At 71.8% G+C, this 25761-nt stretch carries 23 protein-coding genes; 22 read left to right on the forward strand and 1 reads right to left on the reverse strand.

The genetic code is table 11. The features are described 5' to 3' along the window. The first annotated feature begins 197 nt into the window (after positions 1 to 197). Positions 198 to 2456, forward strand: coding sequence for a glycosyltransferase family 4 protein (locus FHR37_RS03815; RefSeq protein WP_092887263.1), 2259 nt, complete (start codon positions 198 to 200; stop codon positions 2454 to 2456). Here FHR37_RS03815 and FHR37_RS03820 read toward each other — a convergent pair. Next, entirely contained in the window at positions 2445 to 4697 is a 2253-nt protein-coding gene (locus FHR37_RS03820) for a glycosyltransferase (protein WP_175542732.1), read from the reverse strand. The two genes, FHR37_RS03815 and FHR37_RS03820, sit on opposite strands and share 12 nt — an antisense overlap. Before the next feature lie 233 nt (positions 4698 to 4930). Here FHR37_RS03820 and FHR37_RS03825 point away from each other — a divergent pair, with 233 nt between their 5' ends. From FHR37_RS03825 to FHR37_RS03925, 21 genes are all read left to right on the forward strand, one after another. Beyond that, positions 4931 to 5782, forward strand: coding sequence for a hypothetical protein (locus FHR37_RS03825; protein WP_139239129.1), 852 nt, complete (start codon positions 4931 to 4933; stop codon positions 5780 to 5782). Beyond that, positions 5779 to 6879, forward strand: coding sequence for a class I SAM-dependent methyltransferase (locus FHR37_RS32300; RefSeq protein WP_139239130.1), 1101 nt, complete (start codon positions 5779 to 5781; stop codon positions 6877 to 6879). The genes FHR37_RS03825 and FHR37_RS32300 overlap by 4 nt, the downstream gene beginning before the upstream one ends. 60 nt (positions 6880 to 6939) lie before the next feature. Then, positions 6940 to 8340, forward strand: a complete 1401-nt coding sequence (gene lysA, locus FHR37_RS03835; RefSeq protein ID WP_237769019.1) for a diaminopimelate decarboxylase — start codon at positions 6940 to 6942, stop codon at positions 8338 to 8340. A gap of 110 nt (positions 8341 to 8450) precedes the next feature. Continuing rightward, entirely contained in the window at positions 8451 to 9779 is a 1329-nt protein-coding gene (locus FHR37_RS03840) for a homoserine dehydrogenase (RefSeq protein WP_092887273.1), read from the forward strand. A 60-nt stretch (positions 9780 to 9839) separates the two neighbouring features. Next, entirely contained in the window at positions 9840 to 10919 is a 1080-nt protein-coding gene (gene thrC, locus FHR37_RS03845) for a threonine synthase (protein WP_092887673.1), read from the forward strand. Positions 10920 to 10974: 55 nt separating this feature from the next. Next, positions 10975 to 12039: a homoserine kinase gene (locus FHR37_RS03850; protein WP_092887276.1), complete on the forward strand. Its 1065-nt coding sequence runs from the start codon at positions 10975 to 10977 to the stop codon at positions 12037 to 12039. Between the two features lie 337 nt (positions 12040 to 12376). Next, complete coding sequence (gene rho, locus FHR37_RS03855; RefSeq protein ID WP_092887279.1) at positions 12377 to 14518, forward strand: transcription termination factor Rho; 2142 nt, start codon at positions 12377 to 12379, stop codon at positions 14516 to 14518. 189 nt (positions 14519 to 14707) lie between these two features. After that, entirely contained in the window at positions 14708 to 14932 is a 225-nt protein-coding gene (gene rpmE / locus FHR37_RS03860; protein WP_092887282.1) for a 50S ribosomal protein L31, read from the forward strand. A 141-nt stretch (positions 14933 to 15073) separates the two neighbouring features. Beyond that, positions 15074 to 16156: a peptide chain release factor 1 gene (prfA, locus tag FHR37_RS03865; RefSeq protein ID WP_092887285.1), complete on the forward strand. Its 1083-nt coding sequence runs from the start codon at positions 15074 to 15076 to the stop codon at positions 16154 to 16156. 81 nt (positions 16157 to 16237) lie between these two features. After that, a complete protein-coding gene (gene prmC / locus FHR37_RS03870) occupies positions 16238 to 17089 on the forward strand; it encodes a peptide chain release factor N(5)-glutamine methyltransferase (protein WP_092887288.1) in 852 nt (283 codons plus the stop codon). 76 nt (positions 17090 to 17165) lie between these two features. After that, positions 17166 to 17813, forward strand: a complete 648-nt coding sequence (locus FHR37_RS03875; RefSeq protein WP_092887291.1) for an L-threonylcarbamoyladenylate synthase — start codon at positions 17166 to 17168, stop codon at positions 17811 to 17813. 80 nt (positions 17814 to 17893) lie between these two features. After that, the gene (locus FHR37_RS03880) at positions 17894 to 18541 is read left to right on the forward strand and encodes an arsenate reductase/protein-tyrosine-phosphatase family protein (protein ID WP_092887294.1); all 648 of its coding nucleotides are present in this window, start codon (positions 17894 to 17896) and stop codon (positions 18539 to 18541) included. An 8-nt stretch (positions 18542 to 18549) separates the two neighbouring features. Further along, entirely contained in the window at positions 18550 to 19680 is a 1131-nt protein-coding gene (locus tag FHR37_RS03885; RefSeq protein WP_092887297.1) for an MraY family glycosyltransferase, read from the forward strand. Positions 19681 to 19831: 151 nt separating this feature from the next. Then, positions 19832 to 20299, forward strand: coding sequence for a hypothetical protein (locus FHR37_RS03890; RefSeq protein ID WP_092887300.1), 468 nt, complete (start codon positions 19832 to 19834; stop codon positions 20297 to 20299). Between the two features lie 108 nt (positions 20300 to 20407). Further along, entirely contained in the window at positions 20408 to 20629 is a 222-nt protein-coding gene (locus FHR37_RS03895; protein WP_092887303.1) for a hypothetical protein, read from the forward strand. 58 nt (positions 20630 to 20687) lie between these two features. After that, on the forward strand, positions 20688 to 21458 hold the full coding sequence (gene atpB, locus FHR37_RS03900) for a F0F1 ATP synthase subunit A (RefSeq protein ID WP_092887676.1): 771 nt from the start codon (positions 20688 to 20690) through the stop codon (positions 21456 to 21458). A 105-nt stretch (positions 21459 to 21563) separates the two neighbouring features. Beyond that, positions 21564 to 21773: an ATP synthase F0 subunit C gene (gene atpE, locus FHR37_RS03905; protein WP_092656466.1), complete on the forward strand. Its 210-nt coding sequence runs from the start codon at positions 21564 to 21566 to the stop codon at positions 21771 to 21773. Positions 21774 to 21796: 23 nt separating this feature from the next. Further along, entirely contained in the window at positions 21797 to 22339 is a 543-nt protein-coding gene (locus FHR37_RS03910; protein WP_092887306.1) for a F0F1 ATP synthase subunit B, read from the forward strand. Beyond that, positions 22336 to 23157, forward strand: a complete 822-nt coding sequence (locus FHR37_RS03915) for a F0F1 ATP synthase subunit delta (protein ID WP_092887309.1) — start codon at positions 22336 to 22338, stop codon at positions 23155 to 23157. Before FHR37_RS03910 ends, FHR37_RS03915 begins: the two co-directional genes overlap by 4 nt. Before the next feature lie 47 nt (positions 23158 to 23204). Beyond that, a complete protein-coding gene (atpA, locus tag FHR37_RS03920) occupies positions 23205 to 24848 on the forward strand; it encodes a F0F1 ATP synthase subunit alpha (RefSeq protein WP_092887312.1) in 1644 nt (547 codons plus the stop codon). 3 nt (positions 24849 to 24851) lie between these two features. Next, positions 24852 to 25760: a F0F1 ATP synthase subunit gamma gene (locus FHR37_RS03925; RefSeq protein WP_092887315.1), complete on the forward strand. Its 909-nt coding sequence runs from the start codon at positions 24852 to 24854 to the stop codon at positions 25758 to 25760. The last annotated feature ends 1 nt before the right edge of the window (position 25761 follow it).

Here is a 25761-nt window from a genome sequence, read left to right on the forward strand (position 1 = left end):
CTCGGCTGAACACCACGCGAACCCGGCCCGAACCCCGTACCAACGCGTTCTGAACCGGCCTGGGTGAAGCTGCCGCGGCGCGCTTGCCGGGCCACCCCGAATCCGGCCCACAGCCGCTGTCCGTCGATATTCTGCAGCCGACGGAGCACGTTGCCTGCGCCCGAGTACGAACGACCCCGGGGGATTGTGGACGTTCCATGACAGAGGTCCTGCTCATCGTCGTCTCGTTGGCCGACGTACCCCGCCTGCTGGGGTTGGTCGAACGGCTGTGCTCCGCCGGGCTGACCATCCGGGTCGCGCTCGCGGTCCCCGCCTCGGCCGCCGCGGCGGACGTGGAGGAACAACTCGGCGGCGACGTCGCCGAGGTCCGGCTGGTCCGGATGAACCTCAGCGGGCGGCGCGGCGGCGTCGCCCCGGCACGGTTCTCCCGCCGCTGGACCAAGGTGGTCGCGCGGAACCTGCTCGTCCGCGGCGGCGTCCGGGTCGCCGACGACGAACGCCGCGGCTGGCTGATGGTGCGGTACGACCCGTGGATCCGCCGCCGGGCGCGCGTCGCCGACCTGATCCTCGCCGCCGACCAGGACGCCGAACGCGCTGCCGAGCTCGCGGCCGGGCACAACCGGGACGCCGTACGCCTGACCGCCACCGATCCGGCCCTGGACGGCGTACTCGCCCAGCTCGCCACCACCGTTCCGCTGCGCCGCGTGCTCCGGCAGGGCCTGGCCCGCACCACCGCCGAGGAGGTCGTGCTGGCCTGGAAGCGGGTGGTCGCCGACCCGGCCGACCCCCACCTCGGCGACTTCGCCGGCGAGGCGGTGCGCGTCGTGCACGCGCTGCGGCGCGGCCACGCGTTCGAGGAGGCGGAGGTGGTGGCCCGGACCGCGCAGAGCCTGGACCTGCCGCCGGTGGACCGGGCCGCGCTGCGGGTGGAGCTGGCCGCCAACCAGATCGCCGCGGGCGGATACCCCGCGCGGGAACTCGGCGAGGCGGTCCGGGAACTGCTGGGGTTCGCCGACGACGCGCTGCGCGCGGGGGACCTGGAGGCGGCCGGCCGGATGGCCGTCCAGGCGACCGAAGCGGTACTGCACCGCGAGCTGCACGCCGACGTGCTGACCAGCCCGCTGCTCGCGGACCCGGAGGGGTTCCTCGCCCCGCTGCGGGAGTCCCTGACGTTCCGGGCGCTGCGGGCGCCGGCGGGGTCGATGGCCTGGGTGCTGAGCGGCACCGGCTCCGACCCGAGGCCGGAACCCTCGGCCGGGCCGGAGTCGTCACCGGAGTCGTCGTCGGAGTCGCCCGTCGCGCCGGAGCTCCCGGCGTCCCTCGCCCCGGCGACCACCCTCACCGGTCCGCCGCCGAGGCTGCCCGGGACACCGGCGCCGCACCGCGTGCTCGTCGTACCCGGCGACTATCCGCACTTCACGCAGGGCATCATCAACGCGCTCGCCGACGAACCCGACCTCGAGGTGCGGGTGCTCAACCTCCGCGAGCCGGGAGTACGCCGGCGCTACCAGCGGGGTGCCCTCGTCCTGGACCGGCTGCGGGACGCCGTGGGCCGTCCGGTCCCGGCGCCTGCCCAGCCCGACGCCGACCTGCTGGAGTGGGCGGACACGATCTTCGTCGACTGGTGCGACAACGCCGCCCAGTGGGTCGGCATCCACGCGCCGCGGACGACCCGGCTGGTGGTCAGATTCCACAGCCTGGAAGCGATCTCGTCCCAGCCGCACATGGTCGACTGGTCCCAGGTGTCGGAGGTGATCTTCGTCGGCCGGCACGTCCGCGAACTCGTCGAACGCGCCGTGCCCGAACTCACCCGGGTGCCCGGCCGGCACGTGGTGCCCAACGAGATGCGGCTGGAACGCTTCGGCGCGCCCAAGCGGGCCGGCGCCGAGCGCACGCTGGCCATGGTGGGCTGGGCGCAGCGGGTGAAGGATCCCCTGTGGGCGCTGGAGGTGCTGGCCCGCCTGCGGGCATCGGACCCGACGTGGCGGCTGCTGCTGATCGGCCGGGACTTCTCGCCGCACCAGCACGCCGGTGCGCTGCGCTACCAGGACGAGTTCCGCGAGCGCGCCGCCGCCGACGACGTACGCGACGGCCTGGTCTACGTCGGCTACACCACCGAACTCCCCGACGTGCTGCGCGACGCGGGGTTCGTGCTCAGTGCGAGCCGCCGGGAGGGCTTCCCTGTGGGGCCCACCGAGGGCGCCGCCTCCGGTGCGGTGCCGGTCGTGCGCGACTGGCCGATGTACGCCGACTACGCGGGCGCGGGCGGGATCTTCCCGGCCGACTGGGTGGTCCGCAGCCCGGAGGAGGCGGCGGACCGGATCCTCGCCCACGCCGACCCGGAGCGCCGCGCGGAGGCGGGGGACGCCGCCCGGCGGTACGTCGTGGAGCACTTCGACTGGCCGGTGGTGGAGCCGACGTTCCGCGAGGTGCTGCTCGGGACCCTAGACGCCTGAACGGGACTCGCTCGCGGCCGCGGCGAGCTTGCGGAGTACGTCCTGGGCGGCGCCCACGTCACCCACGGGGGACAGGTGGTCCAGCGGCCTGGTGCTCATCGGACTGCCCTCCTCGACCAAACCCCACACCGGCCGCCCGCTGCCGGCGTAGTCGCTCCACTTCGACGGCAGGTAAGGGTTCCTGGCGTGCGTGTCCGACGTCAATGCGTCGTTGACGACGAGGCAGTCGAACTTCGAGGCCAGGTTGAGGAACGCGAGATACCGCACGTACGGGTTGATGCGTACCAGCTCCGCGATCCCCAGCTCCGCCACGTGCGCGCGCAGCGCGTCGGCCTTGCCGGTGAAGATGTGCAGCCGGAGCCGCTCGCGGGTCGCCGGGTCCAGGCCGGCCAGGGCGGTGAGCACGTCACCCAGGCCGCGGGTGGCGTAGAAGTTGCCGAAGTAGCCGACGTGTGCGACACCGGGCTCCAGGGAGTACGTCTGGTCGGCCATGGCGTAGAAGGCCGGGGGGAGGGTGGGGTGTGGCGAGATGACGGCCTTCTCCCGAACCGTCGCGGCGATCTGCGGCACGGGCGTGTAGCTCAGCATGTAGTCGAGCTGGTTGGGGTTGGTGAAGACCAGCCGGTCGGCGAGGGCGTACGCGAGGTACTCACACCAGTCCAGCACGTTGTCCGACTCCAGCACCGGCAGGCCGAGCTCGCGGATCCGCTCGCCCGCCCGGGTGAGCAGCTCGCTGTCACCGAGCGGGGAGACCCGCGGCTGCCCCTGCACGTCGCGAGCCGCCGGGTCGGAGAACTCCGCGGTCCACGTCGTCGCCGGGTTGTGCAGCTTGTACGCGGCGGCGAGGAAGTGCGAGGCGGGCCACATCGCCCGGCTGTAGACGCGATCGTAGGAACCCTTCCGGCGTTCGAGTTCGGCGATGCGTTCCAGGCCGGCGGTGCAGTAGGCCTCGATCGCGCCCCAGTGGGAGAAGTACGTCGGGGTGTCCGTGGCGATCTCGTTCTCGACGTACGGCCCGCTGATCCGGCGGATGCTCGGATCCTGCTCGCGGTTGCCGTCCATCGCGTTGAACACCGCGTCAACGATGTCCTGACGCTCACGCACCCGCTTGGCCATCACCACCGCGCTGGCGTCGTTGTAGGGCGGGAAGCAGTAGGCGACGGCGAGCGCCCGGGCGCGCCCGCGGTTGAGCCGGTCGTACGGAAAGTCGTCGAACGCGTGCCGGTCCAGGGCCGCCACCACCTCGGCGTGCTCGTCCGGGTGGGTCCGCAGGTGGGCGTTGAGCCGGTCGACCTCGGTGTGGACGTGGGAGCGGACGAGTGCGAGGGCCTCGGGCGCGGCGCCCCGGCCGAGCACGTCCAGGCGGCGCAGCAGTTCCATCCGGACGGTGACGCCGGAGGTGAGGTCCTCCTGCGGCACGGTCTGCCGGTGGCCGGCACCGGGGCAGGGCCCGGTGACCGGTGCAAGACGGAGTTGACAGTCGTACGCCGCGACCAGCGTGGCGAGGAACAACGTGTCCGCGTCGGCGGCGAGTGCGGTTTCGGTGCTGGTGTCCGGGCCGGTGCCAGGACCGGTGTCGGTGTCGGCGTCGCGGACGCGTGCGGCGGCCCGCCGCGCGACGCCGGTCGGCACGAGGGTGCCCGCGACAGTGGTGGGCAGTCGGGCCTCCGCGTCGGCGCGGTCCACCGCGACGACCACGACGGTGGGTGCTGCGGCGGTGAGCACGGCGGCACAGAACTCCGGGCCAGGGCGGTCGGTGGCGTCCAGAAAACAGGTGAACTCCGTGCGGGCGGCGGCCAGTCCGGCGTCACGGGCGGACAGCGTGCCGGCCCGGGCGGAGTCGACCAGTCGCGCGGCCACCCGGCCGTCCTCGGCGAACCGCCGCACCGCCTCGGCGACGTCCGGCGAGGCCGGCCCGTCGACCACCACGAGCACGTCCCGGCGCTCCCCGTCGGCCGCGCGTTCCTGTCCGGTCAGTGCGTCCAGGCAGCCGGTGACGTCCTCGCCGGCACCGCTCCGCACCACCACGGTCACGCCGGGGGAGAGGCCGTCGCCACCCGTCGCCGACGGCGCGTCCGGTGCGACGTCCGAGGGTTCGACCGGCCGCGCGCCCCTGAGGGCGCGGGTCCAGTCGGCGACCACCGACTCGTCCACCGGCCGGTTGTCCGAATGCGCGACCCACGGCCGGTCACCCGGATTAGCCGGGCTTTCTTCTCGGTCCGTCGCCCTGTTGTTCACCACGTGTTTTCCTTTTTCCTCGGCCCGGCGCGGGTAATTGACCCGGGCGCCGTTCGTCGACCACACTCTGCGGTGCCTGCCGGAGCGGGAACGCCCACTCCGCAAGCCTGCCAGGCGTTGTGACGTAGCGCGCGTACGGTATCAACGTGTGGATGAATTCACTGCCCGCATTCGCACAGGGTGCGTGCTCGGTGTCTGGCGCGGTGGTCGCGTCAATTGGTGGCAGGAGGACGACGGTGCCACATTCGGCGCCCAACTCAGGAGATCTGACGTTCGAAGATCGCGAATTCGCGGATCCGGAATCCCTCGACCTCGCCGATATCGCGGCCCGGCACTGGACCGCCGGTCGGCTGCTGCTCGTGACGACCGGTTCGGCGACTCCGGGGCTCGGCATCCCGTTCGAGCGGGCGACGGTCGCCGGGCCCGGCGACCTCGATCGTGTCGACGCCGAGTCCTTCGACGCGGTCGTGGTCGACGGCCCGGCGATCGGCGCCGTACGCACCGCCGACGTGCTCGCGCCGGCCGCCCGATGCCTGCGCCCGGGAGGCCACCTCGTGGTCGTGCCCACCGATCACCGCGACGCCTCGCCACCTCCGCCCCCCGCCGAGCTCGGCATGCGCTGGGTCGGCCTCGCGCTGTTCGCCCACCGGCCGTGCGCGCTGCTGCGGAAGGACGTCGGCCTGCCCCGCCGGCAGCCCGGCGCCGAAGCCCCCGGGAACCCCGAGAACCCCGAGACCCCCGGGAACCCCGCCGAGTCCGCCGACGTGGCCGGCCGGCTGGCGACGATGGCCCAGACCCTCGACCTCGCCGAGCGGAGCAGGCGCGCCGACCAGGAGGCCGCGCTCGCCGGCCGCGCCGACAGCGAGGCCGCCCTGTTGCGGCACCTGGCCAGGCTGAGCGCCGACCTCGCCGCCGAACAGGCAGCCCGGTCCCGGCTGGAACGCGACCACGCGCAACTCCAGCAGCGGTTCGAGACGCTCGACCGCCAGCACCAGCGGCTGCGGTCCTCCAGGCTGGGTGCGATCACCCTGCGCTACTGGCAGGCGCGCGGCGGCCTGCGCCGCCGACTGCGCCGGACCTCCCGATGAAACCCACCAGGACGTGGGTTGCCCTCGCGCTGGTCTGCTGGACGGTCGCGGCCGTGGCCTACGCCGTTCTTGCCCGGGCCACGGCCGGCACCACCGTCGTTCTGGTGGCGCTCGGCCCGCTCGTCGCCGGCCTCGTGCAGACCCACCGCCAGCACCGCACCGTACTCACCCGGCTCGATCGGCAGACGGCACTGCTGGACCGGCAGACGGCGATCCTGGAAAGCCACGCCGTCCGCGCCGACCAGCGCGTCGCCCGCGTCGGCGAGCACGTCGAGGGACTCGCCGACCTCGGCCCCTCACTGGCCACCGACCTCGACGCGTTGCGTACGACCATGGACGCGCTGCCGCACCGGGAGGAGTTCGACGCGAAGTTCCGGGCGGCGGCGGCCGACATCATCACCCGTACCCGCAAGGGCGTGGCCGTCGACCTGCTGCTGACGTTCCGGCAACTCGAGGCGCTGCACAACCTGTACGCGCTGGGCGGTGTCGACCGGCCGATGCCGCCGACCCGCGGCTGGGCGTCCTCCCCGGACCTCCTGCTCCTGCTGGCCACTCTGGTCGAACGCGAGGAGCCGAGCCTGGTCGTCGAGTGCGGCAGTGGCACGTCGACGCTGTGGCTGGCGATGCTGTTGCGTCGCTTCGAGATCAAGGGCCGGGTGGTCTCGCTCGAACACCACGAGCCGTTCGTGGAGGCGGCCTGGGCGACGGTGCTGCGGCACGACCTGGCGGAGTACGTCGAGGTGAGGTACGCGCCGCTGGAGTCGTTCGAGTTCGACGGTACGACCTACCAGTGGTACTCCCGGCAGGCGTGGGAGGAGCTGGACGGCATCGGGTTGCTGTTCGTCGACGGGCCGCCCGGCGAACTGGGACGGCACGCACGTTTCCCGGCGTTCCCCCTGCTGGTGGACAAGCTGGCCCCGGACGCCGTGGTCGTACTGGACGACCTGATCCGCCCGGACGAGCAGGAGGTGCTCGAACGCTGGCTGGCCGCGCGTCCGGACTACCACGCCGAACGCGTGAGCCTGGAGAAGAACGCCGCGCTGCTGCGCAGGCCGCGCCGGCCGGGGCACGGCTCGCACGTCCCCGGGACGGGCTGACGGGACGAACCGGCCGCCCCGGTCTCACCCGGCGTGGGCGCAGCCGTCAGGATGGTCTGCGTGAGTAGAGCCCACGAAGCCGGTGCGCTGCACGCCGGCGCCGGCCACCGTGGCCCGGCCTGGCTGGTGGCGCCGGAAGATCCGAACGCGCTGACGCCCTCCCTGTGGCCCGCCAACGTGACGAAGGGCGCCAACGGTGTCCTGTCCGTCGCGGGTGTCGAGGTCACGAAACTGGCGGAGGAGTACGCCACCCCGGCCTACGTCGTGGACGAGGACGACTTCCGCGCGCGCTGCCGGGACTTCCGCGACGGCTTCGCCGGATGGGACGTCTACTACGCCGGCAAGGCGTTCCTGTGCGCCGAGGTCGCCCGCTGGGTCGCCCAGGAGGGGCTGCGCCTGGACGTGTGCACCGGCGGCGAGCTGGCGGTGGCGCTGCGGTCGGGCTTCCCGGCGGACCGGATCGCCTTCCACGGCAACAACAAGTCCGAGTCCGAGCTCGCCCGCGCGCTGGACGCCGGGGTGGCCCGGATCGTGGTCGACTCCCACGAGGAGATCGGCCGGCTGGCGAAGCTCGCCGCCGACCGCGGGGTCACCGCACCGGTGCTGGTGCGCGTGACCGTGGGCGTCGAGGCGCACACCCACGAATACATCGCGACCGCGCACGAGGACCAGAAGTTCGGCTTCTCCCTGACCGGCGGCGACGCCGCCGCGGCCGTCGACCGGGTGCTGGCCGAGCCGTCCCTGGAGCTGCGCGGCCTGCACTCCCACATCGGCTCGCAGATCTTCGACAGCGCGGGGTTCGAGATCGCCGCGCGCCGGGTGGTCGGGCTGCACGCGCAGGTCCGCGACCGGCACGGAGTCGACCTGCCCGAACTCTGCCTGGGTGGCGGTTTCGGCATCGCCTACACCACCCAGGACGACCCGGAGTCGCCCGCCCAGCTGGCCAACGAGCTGGCCGCGATCGTCGAGCACGAGTGCCACGGCTACGGCGTCGTCAAGCCGCGGTTGTCAGTGGAGCCAGGACGCGCGATCGCCGGTCCTGCCGTGCTCACTCTCTACGAGGTCGGCACGGTGAAGCGGGTCGAACTCGACGCCGGCGCGGTGCGCACCTACATCGCCGTCGACGGCGGGATGAGCGACAACGTCCGCACCGCGTTGTACGACGCCGACTTCTCCTGCACGCTGGCCTCCCGGCGTTCGACGGCGCCGCCGGCCCTGAGCCGGGTGGTCGGCAAGCACTGCGAGTCCGGCGACATCGTTGTCAAGGACGAGTTTCTGCCCGCGGACGTCCGGCCGGGCGACCTGGTGGCCGTGCCGGCGACCGGTGCCTACTGCCGCTCGCTGGCCAGCACCTACAACCACGTGCCTCGCCCGCCGGTGGTCGCGGTGCGTGCCGGGGCGGCCCGGGTGATCGTCCGGCGGGAGACCGAGGATGATCTCATGCGGCTGGACGTATGGTGACCGTTCACTGAGACAACGTCTCGAATCCTGGACGCAGCGCGCAAGGATCTGCGGCGTCTTCGACACTGGACGGGCAGAACGCCGACAAGGAGACGAGGGGCCGACAACAGATGGTGGAGCAGTCCGCGGAGCAGCCGTTGCCGGACCGGCCCCTGAAGGTCGCCCTGCTGGGATGCGGCGTGGTCGGCAGCGAGGTCGTCCGCCTCCTCGTCGAACACCAGGCCGACTTCGCCGCCCGGGTCGGCGCGCCGCTGGAGCTGGCCGGGATCGCCGTCCGCAGAGGCGGCCGGCACCGTGACGTCCCGGTCGACCCGGCCCTGTTCACCACCGACGCGCACGCCCTGGTGCGGCGTACCGACATCGACCTCGTGGTCGAGGTGATCGGCGGCATCGAGCCCGCGCGTTCGCTGATCCTCGCCGCACTGGACAACGGCGCGTCCGTGGTGACCGCCAACAAGGCCCTGCTCGCCGAGGACGGCGCGACGTTGTTCGCCGCCGCCGAGAAGCGCGGCGCCGACCTCTACTACGAGGCGTCCGTCGGCGGGGCCATCCCGCTGATCCGCCCGCTGCGGGAGTCCCTCGCCGGCGACCGGGTACGCCGGGTGCTCGGCATCGTCAACGGCACCACCAACTTCGTGCTGGACCGGATGGACACCGAGGGCACCAGCTTCGCCGAGGCGCTGGAGGAGGCGCAGGAGCTGGGCTACGCCGAGGCCGACCCGACCGCCGACGTGGAGGGCTTCGACGCGGCGGCAAAGGCCGCGATCCTCGCCAGCCTGGCGTTCCACACCCGGGTGCTGGCCTCCGACGTCCACCGCGAGGGCATCACCCAGGTCAGCTCGGTCGACGTGGAGAGCGCGCGGGCGATGAACTGCGTGGTCAAGCTGCTCGCCATCGCCGAGCTCGGCACCGACGGCACCGGTGTGGGCGTACGCGTCCACCCCGCGATGATTCCGCGCGAGCACCCGCTGGCCAGCGTGCGTGGTGCGTACAACGCGGTGTTCGTGGAGAGCGCGGCCGCCGGGCAGCTGATGTTCTACGGCGCCGGAGCCGGTGGCGCGCCCACCGCCAGCGCCGTGCTCGGCGACCTGGTGACCGTGGCCCGCAACCGCGTGCAGGGGGTGCGCGGTGCGGCCGCCTCGACGTACGCCCAGCTCGAGGTGCACCCGATGGGGGAGACGCCGACGCGCTACCACATCTCCCTCGACGTGGACGACCGCGCGGGCGTGCTGGCCAGTGTGGCGAACGCGTTCTCCCGCCACGGCGTGTCGATCCAGACCGTACGCCAGGAAGGACGTGGCGCCGACGCGCAGCTCGTCGTGGTCACCCACCAGGCGCCCGACCGTGCCCTCACCGCTACGGTCGAGGAGCTCGAGGACCTGGACAGCGTGCGCGACGTGACCAGCGTCATGCGGGTGGAGGGCCTCGGCGACAGGTGAGCCGGGACCGGCACTCCCGAACAGCAGATCTTCCAGCAGGTCATCGAACGAGAAGGCGTGGTGGTTACGGTGCCTCGGCCCTGGCGAGGTGTCATCGAGGAGTACCGCTCCTGGCTTCCGGTGGGTCCGGACACGCCGGTGGTCACCCTCGGCGAGGGCGGCACCCCGCTGGTCCCATCGGCCTGGCTGGCCGAGGTCACCGGCTGCGAGGTGTGGATCAAGGTCGAGGGTGACAACCCCACCGGCTCCTTCAAGGACCGCGGCATGACGGTCGCCGTGTCCAAGGCCGCCGAGGCCGGGGTGAAGATGGTGGTCTGCGCCTCCACCGGCAACACCAGCGCCTCGGCCGCGGCGTACGCCTCGCGCGCCGGTCTGCAGCCGGTCGTGCTGGTGCCGGAGGGCCGGATCGCGCAGGGCAAGCTGGCCCAGGCCATCGTGCACGGCGCACGCCTGCTGCAGGTGCGCGGCAACTTCGACGACTGCCTGAAGCTCGCCCGCGGTCTCGCCGAGGAGTACCCCGTCGTCCTGGTCAACTCCGCCAACGAGGACAACTACCGGCTGGCCGGGCAGAAGACCGCGGCGTTCGAGGTGGTCGACGTCCTCGGCGACGCGCCCGACCTGCACCTCCTGCCGGTGGGCAACGCCGGGAACGTCACCGCCTACTGGGCGGGTTACCAGGAGTACGCCGCGGCCGGGCACGCCACCCGGCTCCCGCGGATGTGGGGGTTCCAGGCGGCCGGCGCCGCCCCCATCGTCACCGGTGAGCCGGTCGAGCACCCGGAGACGGTCGCCACCGCGATCCGGGTCGGCCGCCCCGCCCGCTGGACCCAGGCGGTCGCCGCCCGGGACGAGTCCGGCGGCCTGATCGACGCCGTGCCCGACGAGGAGATTCTCGCCGCGCAGGCCAAGCTCGCCGCCCGCGAGGGCGTCTTCGTCGAGCCGGCCTCCGCGGTCGGAGTGGCCGGCCTGCTGCGCGCCCACGCCGACGGCCTGGTCGACCCGGGGCAACGGATCGTGATCACGGTGACCGGGCACGGTCTGAAGGACGTCGACACCGCGCTCGCGGCGGCCGGAGACCTGGTCAAGCTCGTCGTACCCCCGGACCCGGAGGCCACCGCGCGGGCTCTGGAGCTGCGCTGACCGGGCAGCGGGGCCGACGGGACCTGCTCGAAGTCCGGTGGGAGGAGAGGCGCTGATGGGTGCGACGGCGTTCGTGCCCGGACGGGTCCGTGTCCGGGTGCCCGCGACCAGCGCCAACCTCGGTCCGGGCTTCGACGCGCTGGGCCTCGCGCTCGGCCTGTACGACGAGGTGGAGGTCGGGGTCGCGCCCGGTGGGCTCTCGGTCACCGTCCGCGGCGAGGGTGCCGGCGAGGTGCCCACCGACGAGACCCATCTGGTCGTACGAGCCCTGCGGGCGACCCTCGACCGGCTCGGCGGCCAGCCGTCGGGGCTCTCCCTGTCGTGCACCAACCACGTTCCGCACGGACGCGGCCTGGGGTCCTCGGCGGCCGCGATCGTGGCCGGTGTCCTGGCCGGGCGGGCGCTGGTCGACTCCGGGGACTCCGGGGACTCCGGGGACTCCGGCGACTCCGGGATGGGCGACGCCGACGTGATGGCGCTGGCGACCGAACTCGAAGGACATCCGGACAATGTCGCCGCCTGTCTGCGTGGCGGCTTGACGATCGCCTGGATGACGGATTCGAACATACGGGGAGGTACGGCGCCGGCGGCCGGTCGGCGGGCCGGGCAGGCCGTACGCCTCGAACCCGCCCGAGTGCAGCCCGTGGTGTTCGTACCCCGCACCGAACTCTCGACCCGGACCGCGCGCGGCCTGCTGCCCGAGGTCGTACCCCACGTCGACGCGGCCGCCAACGCGGGCCGGGCCGCGCTCCTCGTGGCCGCGCTCACCGGAACTCCGGGTGCGGCCGGCCGGCCCGCGGGCGGCCCTGGTGGATCGGCTGGATCGGGTGGATCGCCTGCCGGTGAGGTCGATCTGGCCCTGCTGCTGGCCGCGACCGAGGACCGGCTGCACCAGGACTACCGGGCCCCGGCCATGCCCGAGTCCGCCCAACTGGTCGCTGACCTGCGAGAACGCGGCCATCCGGCGGTGATCTCCGGCGCCGGGCCGACGGTGCTGGCGTTCGCCCGGCCCGGCGGAGAGGACGAGGTACGCGCCGACGCGCCCGGTGGCTGGGCCGTGCACGTGCTCCCGGTGGACCGGGCGGGCGCGCGGGTGACCTGGGCCGCGACCGGGGAATGAGAACGTCGGGAGGGATGTTCACAGGGGGGAGCAGCCAGAACTCGGAGATTCTGTTAGGCTCCGTGACGAGCCCGAGCCCTTGTTTCGGCTTGGCGCCATCTCGCCACGAATCCGGGAAGCGTTTCTTCGCTGTCAACAGTTTCTGTGGCGTCCCCTCTGTGGTTTTGTGCACTGTTTGTGCGAACAAAGGCACAGCCGGCGGACCCGGACTCGTCGAGAAGATCCACTTCGTGCGCACAGCGCGCGAACTCCACCAGGGAGGACCCGGCATTCGCCGGCAATCGACAGGTTGGCACGCGATCACCACGGCCGACATCACGCGTGGGAAGGACCTCACGTGACCGAAACCACTGATCTCACCACCTCGCAGGCTCCCGACTCTGTCTCCGGTCAGCCGTCCCAGGAGGACGGCTCGACCCGGACGCGGCGTCGCGCGAGTGGCCTGTCGGGGATGGTGCTCGCCGAACTGCAGCAGGTCGCGCAGGGCCTCGGTATCACCGGGACCGCGCGGATGCGGAAGTCCCAGCTGATCGACGCCATCAAGGCGGCGCAGGCTGGTGGCACTCCGACACCTGCTGCTGGTTCGGACGAGTCCGCCGCGCGTCCCGCGGCGAAGAGAGCGGCCCGTGCCCGAGGGCGCGGTGAGCAGACCCAGATCGACATCGCCGGCGGGGACGCGCCGGCGAGTGAGCACACCGCGGCCGGGCCGGACTCCCAGCCCGACGCCACGGCCAACGGCAACGGGCAGCGCCGCCGGACCCGCACCCAGGTGGCGGCCAGCGAGCAGCAGTCCACCGGCGCGACCTCCGAGCGCGTACGCGACGAGCGGGAGACCGACCGCGACGGCGGCCGGGACAACCGGCGCGACGCAGGCCGTGAGTCCGGTCGCGACGCCGGTCAGGAGACCGGCCGCGACGGCCGTGACTCCAACCGGGACAACCGCGAGTCCCGCGACAACCGCGAGTCCCGCGAGGGCGACCGGGAAGGCGGCCGCGGCAACCGCGACAGCCGGGAGTCCCGTGACAACCGGGACCGCGACGGCCGCGACACCGGTCGCGACAGCAACCGCGACAACAACCGCGACAGCCGCGACAACCGCGATCCCAACCGCGACGGCGGGCGGGGCAACCGCAACAACAGCCCCGGCAACGACGACGACGAGGACGGCGGCGGCCGCAGGCGCCGGCGGCGTTCGCGCGACCGGTTCCGCGACCGTGACGGCGGTGGCGGCGGTCGCGACAGCGGTGGCCGCGACCGTGACGGTGGCCGGCGCGGCAGCCGGGACCGGTTCGAACCGGAGCCGCAGCTGTCCGAGGACGACGTACTCATCCCGGTCGCGGGAATACTGGACGTCCTCGACAACTACGCGTTCGTCCGCACCAGCGGCTTCCTGCCCGGCCCGAACGACGTCTACGTCTCGCTGGCCATGGTCAAGAAGTTCGGCCTGCGCAAGGGCGACGCCATCATCGGCGCCATCCGCCAGCCCCGTGACGGCGAGCGGCGGGAGAAGTTCAACCCGCTGATCCGGGTCGACACGGTGAACGGCGCGGACCCGGAGCTGTCCAAGCAGCGGGCGGAGTTCAACAAGCTCACGCCGCTGTACCCGCAGGAGCGTTTGCGGCTCGAGGTCGACGCCAACAACCCCACGACGCGGATCATGGATCTGGTCACGCCGATCGGCAAGGGGCAGCGCGGTCTGATCGTCTCCCCGCCGAAGGCAGGAAAGACGCTGATCCTGCAGGCGATCGCCAACGCGATCACGCAGAACAACCCCGAGGCTCACCTCATGGTCGTGCTCGTCGACGAGCGGCCCGAGGAAGTCACCGACATGCAGCGGACGGTCAAGGGCGAGGTCATCGCCTCGACGTTCGACCGCCCCGCCGACGACCACACCACCGTCGCCGAACTCGCGATCGAGCGGGCCAAGCGCCTGGTCGAGCTCGGCCACGACGTGGTGGTCCTGCTGGACTCGATCACCCGTCTGGGCCGTGCGTACAACATCGCGGCCCCGGCCAGCGGGCGGATCCTGTCCGGTGGTGTCGACTCCAGCGCGCTGTATCCGCCCAAGCGGTTCTTCGGCGCGGCCCGCAACATCGAGAACGGCGGCTCGCTGACGATCCTGGCGACCGCCCTGATCGAGACCGGCTCGAAGATGGACGAGGTCATCTTCGAGGAGTTCAAGGGCACCGGCAACATGGAGCTGCGGCTGCGGCGGGAGTTCTCCGAGAAGCGCATCTTCCCGGCGATCGACGTGGTGGCCTCCGGCACCCGGCGCGAGGAACTCCTCATGGGCAAGGAGGAGCTCGGCATCGTCTGGAAGCTCCGCCGGGTCCTGTCCGGGCTCGACGGGCAGCAGGCGCTCGAACTCGTCCTGGAGAAGCTGCGGCAGACCCGGAGCAACGTCGAGTTCCTGATGCAGATCAACAAGACGATGCCGACGGCGCCGTCCTCCTCCCGCGACCGCCGCGACGAGGACTGAGCAGGACCAAGCACGACCGAGCACGACCGAGGCCCTGACCGAGGCTCCGTCCGCAGCTCCCACGGGAATGCGGACGGAGCCGGGCCGGTTGAGCAGCCGTGACGCCAAGATGGCACACTGATTCGCTGGCCCCGGTTCACGTCCCGCCTCAAGGCGGACGACCCGGCGCCCCGAGAGCGGAGGAAAACCGTGAAGCCTGACATCCACCCCCGATACACCGAGACGTCCGTGACCTGCACGTGTGGCAACGAGTTCACCACGCGCAGCACGTCGACCTCCGGCGGCATCCACACCGACGTGTGCTCCAACTGCCACCCCTTCTACACCGGCAAGCAGAAGCTGCTCGACACCGGTGGCCGGGTGGCGCGGTTCGAGAAGCGTTACGCGCAGGCCCAGGGCAAGAAGAGCAAGTAGCGAGCGTTCAGCGCCGGCCGGCGGACCTTTCCGGGTCCGCATGGCCGGCGCTGTTTGCGTCCGTGCGACCCACCACGGGGGTACGCCGACCACTCCACCGCCCCGCCCGTACCGCCCGTACCCGCCCCTGAGGAGGCCCAGGTGTTCGAATCCGTCGAGTCGCTGCTCGCCGAGCACGCCGACCTCGAGCGCCGCCTCGCCGACCCCGCGATCCACGCCGACCAGGCGACCGCGCGCAAGGTCGGCCGGCGCTACGCCGAGCTGGGCCGGGTCGTGGGCGCGCACAACGCCTGGCGGGAACTGGCTGACGACGCGGCGGCCGCCCGGGAGCTCGCGGGGGAGGACCCCGGCTTCGCCGAGGAGGCCGAACGCCTGGCCGGTGAGGAGGAGGCGGCGGCCGAGCGCCTGCGGCTGCTGTTGCTGCCCCGCGACCCGCACGAGGACAAGAACGTCCTGTTGGAGATCAAGGCCGGCGAGGGCGGCGCGGAGTCCGCGCTGTTCGCCGGCGACCTGGTGCGGATGTACCTCCGCTACGCCGAACGCCACGGCTGGAAGACCGAGACCCTGGACGTGGCCGAGTCCGATCTCGGCGGCGTCAAGAACCTGACTCTGGCGGTGAAGGGCCGCAACGGCGCCGAGCCGGGGGAGACGCCGTACGCCCGGCTGAAGTTCGAGGGCGGCGTCCACCGGGTGCAGCGGGTGCCCGTCACCGAGTCGCAGGGCCGCATCCACACCTCCGCCGCGGGGGTCCTGGTGCTGCCCGAGGCCGAGGACGTCGACGTGGAGATCGAGGACAAGGACCTGCGCGTCGACGTGTTCCGTTCCTCCGGACCCGGCGGGCAGAGCGTCAACACCACCGACTCCGCCGTACGCATCACCCACGTGCCCACCGGGATCGTGGTCTCCTGCCAGAACGAGAAGAGCCAGCTGCAGAACAAGGAGCAGGCCCTGCGCATCCTGCGGTCCCGGCTGCTGGCCGTCGCCCAGGAGGCCGCCGACCAGGAGGCCGCCGCCACCCGGCGCAGCCAGGTGCGCACTGTCGACCGGTCCGAGCGCGTCCGTACGTACAACTTCCCGCAGAACCGCATCACCGACCACCGGGTCGGCTACACCGCCTACAACCTCGACCACGTGCTCGACGGCGAGCTCGACGGGGTGATCGCGGCGCTGTTGGAGGCCGACCAGCGCGAGCGCCTCGGCGCGCTGGAGAGCCCGGCCGGCTGAGCCGCGCCCGCCGATCACACCCGACCCGGTGAACCCGAACCAGGCAGTTACGGTGAACCCGAACCCAGTGAGCGCACCTCGATGACCACCGCCCAGACGGTTCTGGAACCCGCGGCCCGCCGCCTCGCAGAGGCTGGGGTCGCCTCGCCGCGGCACGACGCCGAGGCGCTGCTCGCCCACCTGCTCGGGGTGCCGAGGTCCCGGCTGGCGTGGTCGTCGGTCGACCTCAGCCCGGACCAGGAACGCCGGTACGACGAGCTCGTCGGCCGCCGCGCGGACCGCGAACCCCTGCAGCACCTCACCGGCACCGCGCCGTTCCGCTATCTGGAGCTCCAGGTGGGACCCGGTGTCTTCGTACCGCGCCCGGAGACCGAGGTGGTGGTCGACTGGGCGATCGGCGCCCTGGCCGGATTCACCGGCACTCCGGTGGTGGTCGACCTGTGCACGGGGTCCGGTGCGATCGCCGGGTCGATCGCGGGGGAGGTGCCCGGCACGCGCGTGTACGCGGTCGAACTCGACCCGGACGCGCACGCCTGGGCCGAACGCAACCTCGCCGGCACCGACGTGACGCTGGCCCGCGGCGACGCGGCGACGGCGTTCCCCGACCTCGACGGCACGGTCGACCTGGTGATCGCCAACCCGCCGTACATCCCGCTGGAGGCCTACGAGTCGGTCGAGCGTGAGGTGCGCGACCACGATCCCGCGCTGGCGCTGTGGTCCGGGCCGGACGGCCTGGACGCCATCCGGGTGGTCGAGCGGGCGGCCGCCCGGCTGCTGCGTCCGGGCGGGGCCGTCGTCGTCGAACACGCCGACGTGCAGGGGGAGAGCGCGCCCGCGGTGTTCGCCGGGACCGGCCGGTGGGACCGCGTACGCGACCACCTGGACCTGGCCGGTCGGCACCGGTTCGTCACCGCGTGGCGGGTCGCTCGCTGAAGGTGACCGGCGTGCCGCCCGGTGCCCCGGCGGCTGCCCGGTGGGTTCCCACGTCGGCATGGCACGATGAGCGACTGTGAGCGAACGCTATTCCTGCGCGGATCGGGACGAACGCACGATCGGGTTGGAAATCGCCGCCTCCGCCATCGCGGCCGGCGACCTCGTGGTGCTGCCCACCGACACCGTCTACGGCATCGCCGCCGACGCGTTCGTGCCGGCGGCGGTGGACGCCCTGCTGGCCGCGAAGGGCCGCGGCCACTCGATGCCGCCGCCGGTGCTGGTCGGCTCGGTCGCGACCCTCGACGGGATCGCCACCGACATTCCCGACGCCGGCCGTGCGCTGGTCAAGGAGTTCTGGCCGGGCGCCCTGACCATCATCTGCCGCCAGCAGCCCAGCCTGGTGTGGAACATCGGCGAGGCCGGTGAGACGGTCGCGGTGCGCATGCCCGACGAGGAGATCTCGCTGGCGTTGCTGGAGAAGACCGGGCCGCTCGCGGTGAGCAGCGCGAACAAGTCCGGGACTCCCGCGGCGACCACCTGTGACGACGCGGAGGAACAGCTCGGCGACGCGGTGTCGATCTACCTCGACGGCGGCCCGACCCCGGGTTCGGTGGCGTCCACCATCGTCGACCTGACCGGCGGCACACCGCGGATCCTGCGGGCCGGAGCGATCTCCCTGGCCCGGCTGCGCGCGGTGGTCCCCGAGATCGAGGACCTCGGCTGATCGCCCGCCGGTCCTGCGAAAGCGGGGCTGGGTAGTGAGTGGAACGTGAGCAAGGAGTACGACCGGTGAGGAGCGGCACGATGGGCGACACGTTCGCGATCCTGTACGTCTGCACCGGCAACATGTGCCGATCGCCGATGGCCGAGCGGATGACCAGGGCCGCCCTCGCGGCCCGGCTCGGACCGGACGCGGACCGGTTCACCGTCTACAGCGCGGGGACGGGCACCGTCGACGGCCGGGCGATGACCGCCGAGGCGGCCGCGCAGGTCAAGGCCTACTCCGCCGACCCCGCCGGTTTCGTCTCCGCCGAGCTCAGGGAGTCCCACGTGGGCGGCGCCGACCTGGTGCTGGCCGCCACTCGCGCGCACCGTAGTGACGTGGTGACCCTGGTCCCGGGCGCGCTGCGGCGTACGTTCACCCTCACCGAGTTCGCCCGGCTGGCCGCGGCCCTGACCGACCGAGCACGTACCGACCGAGCACAGACCGGCCGAACACCCGCCGACCGGACCGCCGTGGACGCGCCGCCGGACCTGCCGACCGAGCCGGTCGAGCGGGCGCGGGCGCTGGTCGCGGCCGCCGCCCGGGCGCGCGGCACCGTACGGCCGGCCCGGCTCGACGACGACGACATCCCCGACCCCATCGGGCAGTCGGTGGAGGTGTACGAACACGTGGGCGCGGTCATCGCCGAGGCCGTCGGGGTGTCGGTCACCGCGCTGGCCGGTTCCTAGGCGGCCGCGTGCGCGAATACCTGCTCGTCCTCCTCGTCGCCGCCGGCACGACCTACCTCCTCGGCGGGCTCGCCCGGCGCTTCGCGGCGCGGATCGGCGCGGTCCGGGAGATCCGGGACCGGGACATCAACTCGGTCCCGATCCCGCGGCTGGGGGGACTCGCGGTGCTCGGCGGGGTGCTGGCGGCGTTCGTGGTCTCCACCCATCTGCCGTTCCTGGGGCTGTTGCCCGAGTTGCGGGGAGACGTCTGGGCCCTGCTGCTCGCCGGGTTCGTGATCGCGGTGGTCGGCGCGGTCGACGATGTGGTCGACCTGGACCCGATCACCAAGCTCGCCGGCCAGGTCGTCGCTGCGGGGATCCTGGTGGTGTCCGGCATCCAGCTGAACTGGCTGCCGCTGCCCGACGGCACCACGCTGTCGCTCTCGCCGGCGCAGAGCGCGATCGTGTCCGCGGTGGTGATCGTGGGGATGGCGAACGCCGTCAACTTCGTGGACGGGCTGGACGGGCTGGCCGCCGGAGTGGTGTGCGTCGGCGCCGCCGCCTTCTTCACGTACTCCTACGGCCTGACGGTGGGGCTGTCCCTCAACCGCGCCACCACGGCGACCCTGGTCACGGTGGTCGTCGCGGGCGCCTGCCTGGGCTTCCTGCCGCACAACTTCTTCCCCGCCCGGGTGTTCCTCGGCGACTCCGGCGCCTACCTGCTGGGCCTGATGCTGGCCGCCTCGACGATCAGCCTCACCGGCTGGCTGGACCCCAGTGTCACGGCCGCCACGAACGTACGGCAGAGCCTGCTGCCGGCCCTGCTGCCGCTGGTGCTGCCGATCGCGGTGATGGCGCTGCCGTTCATCGACCTGCTGCTGGCGGTGGTCCGGCGTACCCGCGCGGGACGGTCGCCGTTCGACGCCGACCTGAAGCACCTGCACCACCGGCTGCACCTGGAGCTCGGGCACTCCCACCCCGGGGCGGTGCTGGTGATGTACCTCTGGGCCGGGGTGCTGTCGTTCGGGGTGGTCGCGATCGGCCTGTGGACGAGCTGGGTCACCGCCGCCGCCGTGGGGGCGGTGGTCGTGGTGGCCATCCTGTGTACGGCCGTTCTGCCCCGGCGTCGTAAGCTGCCACATCCGCTGCGGACCGGGTGATCCCCGGCCCATCGGGGGCGCGGACGCTGGCCGGGACCGGATCCGGCCGAGGCGCCGGCACGGGTCGGCGGGCAGAGATTCGAGATTTGCCCGGACCTTGTGCTAAGTTTCACAAACCTTGATGGACTTCCCCCCGAGGACGGCCGCCGTCATGACGACCGACAGAGTGACCCCCCTGCTGCGCGGTGCGCTGCTCCCGACCCTGGTGGTCGCGGCGCTCGTCGTCGCGGCGAGCACGGTGGTCGCCGGAAGCCGCGGGCTGGTCGGCGCCTCCGTCGGCGCGGCCGTGGTCCTGGTCTTCTCCGGTGTCGGCCTGCTGGCCATGCGGGCGGTACGCACGATGTATCCCGAAGTGGTCCTGCTGGTGGCGGTGGGCAGCTACTTCGTGCGAGTGGTGATCTTCGGCGGCCTGCTGGCCATTCTCGGCACGGTCGACGGGATCGACGACGTGCTCAACCGGACCGCCACCGCCCTCGCGGTGCTGGCCTGTGTGGCCACCTGGCTGGCCGGTGAGTTGCGGGCGTTCGTCCGCATGCGGCAGCCGATCTACGACTTCGACGACCGGCCCAGCGCCTCCAGCACGACCGGCGGCGCCAACTCCTCCGGCGGTGCGTCGTGACCGCCGGGAGGGCCCGTCGGTGGGCACCGGCCGGCTGCCGGGCGGCATTACCGTCCCTTTACCCCGCCGGGCCCCTGAGTGGTGCCGACTGCTACCGTTCGGTGCGCGATGAGGCAGAACGAGCCGCCCCCGCACCGCGGGCAGGATCCCTGGGGTGCCTTCGGCTACCTCGTGGCCGGAGTGGGGCTGTACGGCGGACTCGGCTGGCTCGGCGACCACTACTTCCGAACGTCCTTCCTGGTGCCCGTGGGAATCCTGGTCGGTCTTGCGCTCGCGCTGTACCTCGTCTTCAAGCGGTACGGCCACAACGAGCCCGAGGACGAGCAGTGACCCCGGCCACCAACACTCGACCAGTACGACCAGTACGAGAGGAGAGCGTGTGAGCGCGATGATCCTCGCTGCGGACGGCTTCACGCCACCAGGGCCGGGCGTCTTCGACCTGCCGCCCTACGTCGCCGGCGTCACCAAGCCGATGACGTTGCTGGTGCTGGCCGCGGTGATCGTCGGGGTCTTCTTCGTCATGTCGGCGCGCCGCGCGGCCATGGTGCCGGACCGGATGCAGTACAGCGGCGAGATGGCCTACGGCTTCGTCCGCAACTCGATCGCGCGCGACGTGATCGGGTCGCACGACTTCATGAGGTTCGTGCCGTACCTCGTGACGTTGTTCTTCTTCATCCTGGTGAACAACCTCTTCGGGATCTTCCCGTTCCTGCAGTTCCCGACGTTCTCCCACATCGGGTTCGTCTACCCGCTGGCGCTGATCAGCTGGGTGGTCTACAACGCGGTCGGGATCAAGAAGAAGGGCTTCCTCGGCTACCTCAAGCACCAGACGGTGCCCTCCGGGGTCGCACCGGCCATGCTGGTCCTGCTGGTGCCGCTGGAGTTCATCTCCAACATCCTCGTCCGGCCGATCACGTTGTCGCTGCGACTCTTCGCCAACATGTTCGCCGGTCACCTCGTGCTGATCCTGTTCGCGGTCGGCGGCGAGTACCTCCTGCTCCACTCCGACGTGTGGTTCTTCAAGCCCGTCGGTGTGGTGTCGCTGCTCCTGGACATCGTGCTCTTCTTCCTCGAGCTCCTGGTCCAGGTGCTGCAGGCCTACATCTTCACGCTCCTGACGGCCAACTACATCTCCGGCGCCCTCGCCGAAGAACACTGATCTGTTCCACCCGCTCCACCGCTCCACCAGCTCCACCGGCTCCACAGTTCAACCCGAGAACCATCCGCACCGAACGACCGAAGTAACCAAGGAAAGGACTGGCCCATGAGAGGCTCGCTCGCCATCATCGGCTACGGCCTGTCGGCCATCGGCCCCGGCGTAGGCATCGGCCTGATCTTCGCGGCGTACATCAACGGTGTCGCCCGCCAGCCCGAGGCGCAGGCGCGCCTGCAGACGATCGCAATTCTGGGGTTCGGTCTGGCCGAGGCGCTCGCGATCATCGGTATCGCGCTCGCCTTCGTGTTCCAGGGCTGACCGCACACTAAGGGGCACTAGCCATGACATCGATCCTCGCCGCGGAGGAGACGGTAAACCCGCTCATTCCGCACCCGATCGAGATCATCCTGAGCCTGATCGTCTTCGGCATCCTGTTCTACGTCGTCCGTACGTGGGTCGCGCCGAGGTTCGAGAAGGCGTTCGCCGAGCGCGCCGAGGCCATCGAGGGTGGGCTCAAGCGGGCCGAGGAGACGCAGGCCGAGGCCAAGGCAGCCCTCGAGCAGTACCAGCAGCAGCTGGCGGAGGCTCGGCACGAGGCGTCCCGCATCCGCGAGGAAGCCAAGGAGCAGGGCGCCGCGATCGTGGCGGAGATGCGGGAGCAGGCCCAGGCCGAGGCCCAGCGGATCGTCACCCAGGCGCACACCCAGCTCGAGGCGGAGCGGCAGCAGACCCTGCTGCAGCTGCGCAGCGAGATCGGTGACCTGTCCACCCAGCTCGCCGGCCGGATCGTCGGTGAGGCGCTCGAGGACGAGGGCCGTCAGCGGCGCATCGTCGAACGCTTCATCACCGAGCTGGAGCAGCAGCCGGTCGGAGAGGCACGATGACGGACTTCCACGGCACCTCGCGAGAGGCGGTGGCGACCCTGCGGCAGCGGCTGCGGGGCGTCTCCGGCACGCCCGCGGAACTCGTCGAGGCCGGACGGGAGCTGTTCTCCGTCGTCCGGCTGCTGGACGCCCAACCGGCGTTGCGGCGGGCCCTCACCGACTCCACCCGTACCCCGGACGACCGGGCCGCGCTCGCCGGCAACCTGCTGGGGACGCGGATCGGCGCCCGGACGCTCGACCTCGTGACCGCCGCGGTCCGCCTTTCCTGGCCGCGGGCGCGCCAGCTCACCGACGCTGTGGAACAGCTCGGCGCGCTGGTGCTGGTGCGGGCGTCGGAGGAGGAGGGACGCCTCGACGACCTCGAGGACGCCCTGTTCCGCTTCGCCCGGCTGGTCGAGCGCGAGGACGGGCTGCAGCTGGCGCTGACCGATCGGGGGATCCCGGCGGACAACCGGGCCAACCTGGTCCGCGACCTGCTCGCCGGGAAGGCGCCCGAAGGGGCCGTACCCTTGGTGGAGCAGGCCGTGGTGGCCCCCCGGGGGCTTTCGGTCATCGAGGCGCTCGACACCTACGCCAGACTCGCCGCCGGGTGGCGGGAGCGGCTGGTGGCCACCGTCCGTACGGCGACACCGCTGGGTGCCGCCGAACAGGATCGGCTGGCCGGCGCGCTGCGTCGCCAGTACGGCCACGACGTACACCTCAACATCCTGGTAGACCCCGGGGTTCTCGGCGGCTTGCGCGTCGAGCTGGGCGCCGAGGTCATCGACGGCACCATCGCCGGTCGGCTGGATGACGCGCGGCGCCGGCTGGCCGGCTGACCGCCCCGCACACACCTGAGATTGCCGAGAGAGCAGGGACCACGAAGATGTCGGAGCTGACGATCCGCCCGGAGGAGATCCGGGAAGCGCTGGAGCGTTTCGTCTCGAGCTACCAGCCCGCCGAGCTGGCCACCGAAGAGGTCGGCAAGGTTGTCGACGCCGGTGACGGCATCGCACACATCGAGGGCCTGCCGTCCGCGATGGCCAACGAGCTGCTGGAGTTCGAGAACGGCACGCTCGGGATGGCGCTGAACCTCGACGTCCGCGATATCGGTGCGGTCGTCCTCGGTGAGTTCACCGGGATCGAGGAGGGCCAGACGGTCCGCCGTACCGGCCAGGTGCTGTCGGTGCCGGTGGGCGAGGGCTACCTCGGCCGCGTGGTGGACGCGCTCGGCAAGCCGATCGACGGCCTGGGCGAGATCACCGGCGTGGAGGGCAACCGCGCGCTGGAGCTGCAGGCTCCCGGCGTGATGGCGCGCCAGCCGGTGAAGGAGCCGCTGCAGACCGGCATCAAGGCGGTCGACGCGATGATCCCGATCGGCCGCGGTCAGCGGGAGCTGCTGATCGGTGACCGCAAGACCGGCAAGACGACGGTCGCGGTGGACACGATCATCAACCAGAAGGCCAACTGGGACAGCGGCGACCCGACCAAGCAGGTCCGCTGCATCTACGTCGCGATCGGCCAGAAGGGCACCACGATCGCGGAGGTCAAGCGCACGCTGGAGGAGTCCGGCGCGATGGACTACACCACCATCGTCGCGGCCCCCGCCTCCGAGCCCGCGGGCTTCAAGTACATCGCCCCCTACACCGGTTCGGCCATCGGCCAGCACTGGATGTACGGCGGCAAGCACGTCCTGATCGTGTTCGACGACCTGTCCAAGCAGGCCGAGGCCTACCGCGCGATGTCGCTGCTGCTGCGCCGCCCGCCGGGCCGCGAGGCCTACCCCGGCGACGTGTTCTACCTGCACAGCCGGCTGCTGGAGCGGTGCGCGAAGCTGTCGAAGGAGCTGGGTAGCGGTTCGATGACCGGCTTCCCGGTGATCGAGACCAAGGCCAACGACATCTCGGCGTACATCCCGACCAACGTGATCTCCATCACCGACGGTCAGATCTTCTTCCAGTCCGACCTGTTCAACGCCAACCAGCGCCCGGCGGTCGACGTCGGCCAGTCGGTGTCCCGGGTCGGTACGTCCGCGCAGACGAAGGCGATGAAGGCGGTCGCGGGCCAGCTCAAGCTGGACCTCGCGCAGTACCGCGAGATGCAGGCGTTCGCGATGTTCGCCTCCGACCTCGACGCCGCCTCCCGCCGCCAGCTCGAGCGCGGCCAGCGGCTGACCGAGCTGCTGAAGCAGCCGCAGTCCTCGCCGTACCCGGTCGAGGACCAGGTGGTCTCGATCTGGCTCGGCACCACCGGGAAGCTCGACGACGTTCCGGTCGACGACGTACGGCGGTTCGAGGGCGAGTTCCTCGACTTCCTGCGCCGTGACCGGTCCGGAATCCTGAACGGCATCCGGGAGACGCTCAACTTCACCGACGACACGGTCTCCACGCTCGAAGAGGCGGTCACCGACTTCAAGCAGACCTTCGAGACCTCCGACGGCCAGCTGCTCAAGCCGGGCCGCGAAGAGGTCGAGGCGCTGGAAGAGGAGAGCGTCGAGCAGGAGAAGATCGTCCGGCAGAAGCGGGGCTGAGCCATGGCAGGCAAGATCCGCATCTATCGTCAGCGCATCCGTGCGGTGACGACGATCAAGAAGAGCACCCGGGCGATGGAGCTGGTCGCCGCGTCCCGCATCCGCCGTGCGCAGGAGCGCTCGCGGGCGGCCACGCCGTACGCCCGGGAGCTCACCCGCGCCGTGTCCGCGCTGGCGACGTTCTCCCACGTCGACCACCCGATCACCACCGAGCGGGAGAACCCGCGCCGGGCGGCCGTGCTGGTCATCTCCAGCGACCGCGGCCTGGCCGGCGCGTACTCCTCCAGCGTGCTGCGGGAGGGCGAGCGGCTCGGCGAGCTGCTGCGCAGCGAGGGCAAGGAAGTCGTTCCGTACCTCTGCGGTCGCAAGGCGGCGGCCTACTACCGCTTCCGCAACCGCGAGGTCGCCGGGCAGTGGACCGGCTTCTCCGACGGCCCGAGCTACGACGACGCCCGAACGGTCGGCCAGGAGCTGACCAAGGCGTTCCTCGCCGGCTCCGACGAGGGCGGAGTGGACGAGATCCACATCGTCTACACCCAGTTCGTCAGCATGATGACCCAGCGGCCCGAAGTCATCCGGCTGATGCCGCTGGAGGTCGTCGAGGGCGAGGAGCCCCCGGCGGAGGAGGACGTGCTGCCGCTGTACGAGTTCGAGCCCTCGGCCTCCGAGGTGCTGGACGCGTTGCTGCCGCGCTACGTCGACAACCGCATCTACCACTGCATGCTGCAGGCGGCGGCCAGTGAGCTCGCGGCCCGCCAGCGTGCGATGAAGTCGGCCACCGACAACGCGGAGGAGCTGATCCGTACGCTCACCCGCGAAGCAAACCAGGCCCGCCAGGCCGAGATCACCCAAGAAATCAGCGAGATCGTCGGTGGTGCGAGCGCGCTCGCCGAGACAAGCGCTGGGGAGTGAG

It is taken from the genome of Actinopolymorpha cephalotaxi, assembly GCF_013408535.1.
In the GTDB taxonomy this organism is placed as follows: Bacteria; Actinomycetota; Actinomycetes; order Propionibacteriales; family Actinopolymorphaceae; genus Actinopolymorpha; species Actinopolymorpha cephalotaxi.

Excerpts from the sequence above, each read along its gene's own strand:
- FHR37_RS03925 (WP_092887315.1), top strand. The coding sequence starts at position 24,852 with ATGGCAGGCAAGATCCGCATCTATCGTCAGCGCATCCGTGCGGTGACG.
- FHR37_RS03880 (WP_092887294.1), top strand. The coding sequence starts at position 17,894 with ATGGGCGACACGTTCGCGATCCTGTACGTCTGCACCGGCAACATGTGC.
- FHR37_RS03915 (WP_092887309.1), top strand. The coding sequence starts at position 22,336 with ATGACGGACTTCCACGGCACCTCGCGAGAGGCGGTGGCGACCCTGCGG.
- FHR37_RS03840 (WP_092887273.1), top strand. The coding sequence starts at position 8,451 with ATGGTGGAGCAGTCCGCGGAGCAGCCGTTGCCGGACCGGCCCCTGAAG.
- FHR37_RS03910 (WP_092887306.1), top strand. The coding sequence starts at position 21,797 with ATGACATCGATCCTCGCCGCGGAGGAGACGGTAAACCCGCTCATTCCG.
- FHR37_RS03890 (WP_092887300.1), top strand. The coding sequence starts at position 19,832 with ATGACGACCGACAGAGTGACCCCCCTGCTGCGCGGTGCGCTGCTCCCG.
- atpA (WP_092887312.1), top strand. The coding sequence starts at position 23,205 with ATGTCGGAGCTGACGATCCGCCCGGAGGAGATCCGGGAAGCGCTGGAG.
- prmC (WP_092887288.1), top strand. The coding sequence starts at position 16,238 with ATGACCACCGCCCAGACGGTTCTGGAACCCGCGGCCCGCCGCCTCGCA.
- atpB (WP_092887676.1), top strand. The coding sequence starts at position 20,688 with ATGATCCTCGCTGCGGACGGCTTCACGCCACCAGGGCCGGGCGTCTTC.
- FHR37_RS03850 (WP_092887276.1), top strand. The coding sequence starts at position 10,975 with ATGGGTGCGACGGCGTTCGTGCCCGGACGGGTCCGTGTCCGGGTGCCC.
- FHR37_RS32300 (WP_139239130.1), top strand. The coding sequence starts at position 5,779 with ATGAAACCCACCAGGACGTGGGTTGCCCTCGCGCTGGTCTGCTGGACG.
- FHR37_RS03895 (WP_092887303.1), top strand. The coding sequence starts at position 20,408 with ATGAGGCAGAACGAGCCGCCCCCGCACCGCGGGCAGGATCCCTGGGGT.
- atpE (WP_092656466.1), top strand. The coding sequence starts at position 21,564 with ATGAGAGGCTCGCTCGCCATCATCGGCTACGGCCTGTCGGCCATCGGC.
- FHR37_RS03815 (WP_092887263.1), top strand. The coding sequence starts at position 198 with ATGACAGAGGTCCTGCTCATCGTCGTCTCGTTGGCCGACGTACCCCGC.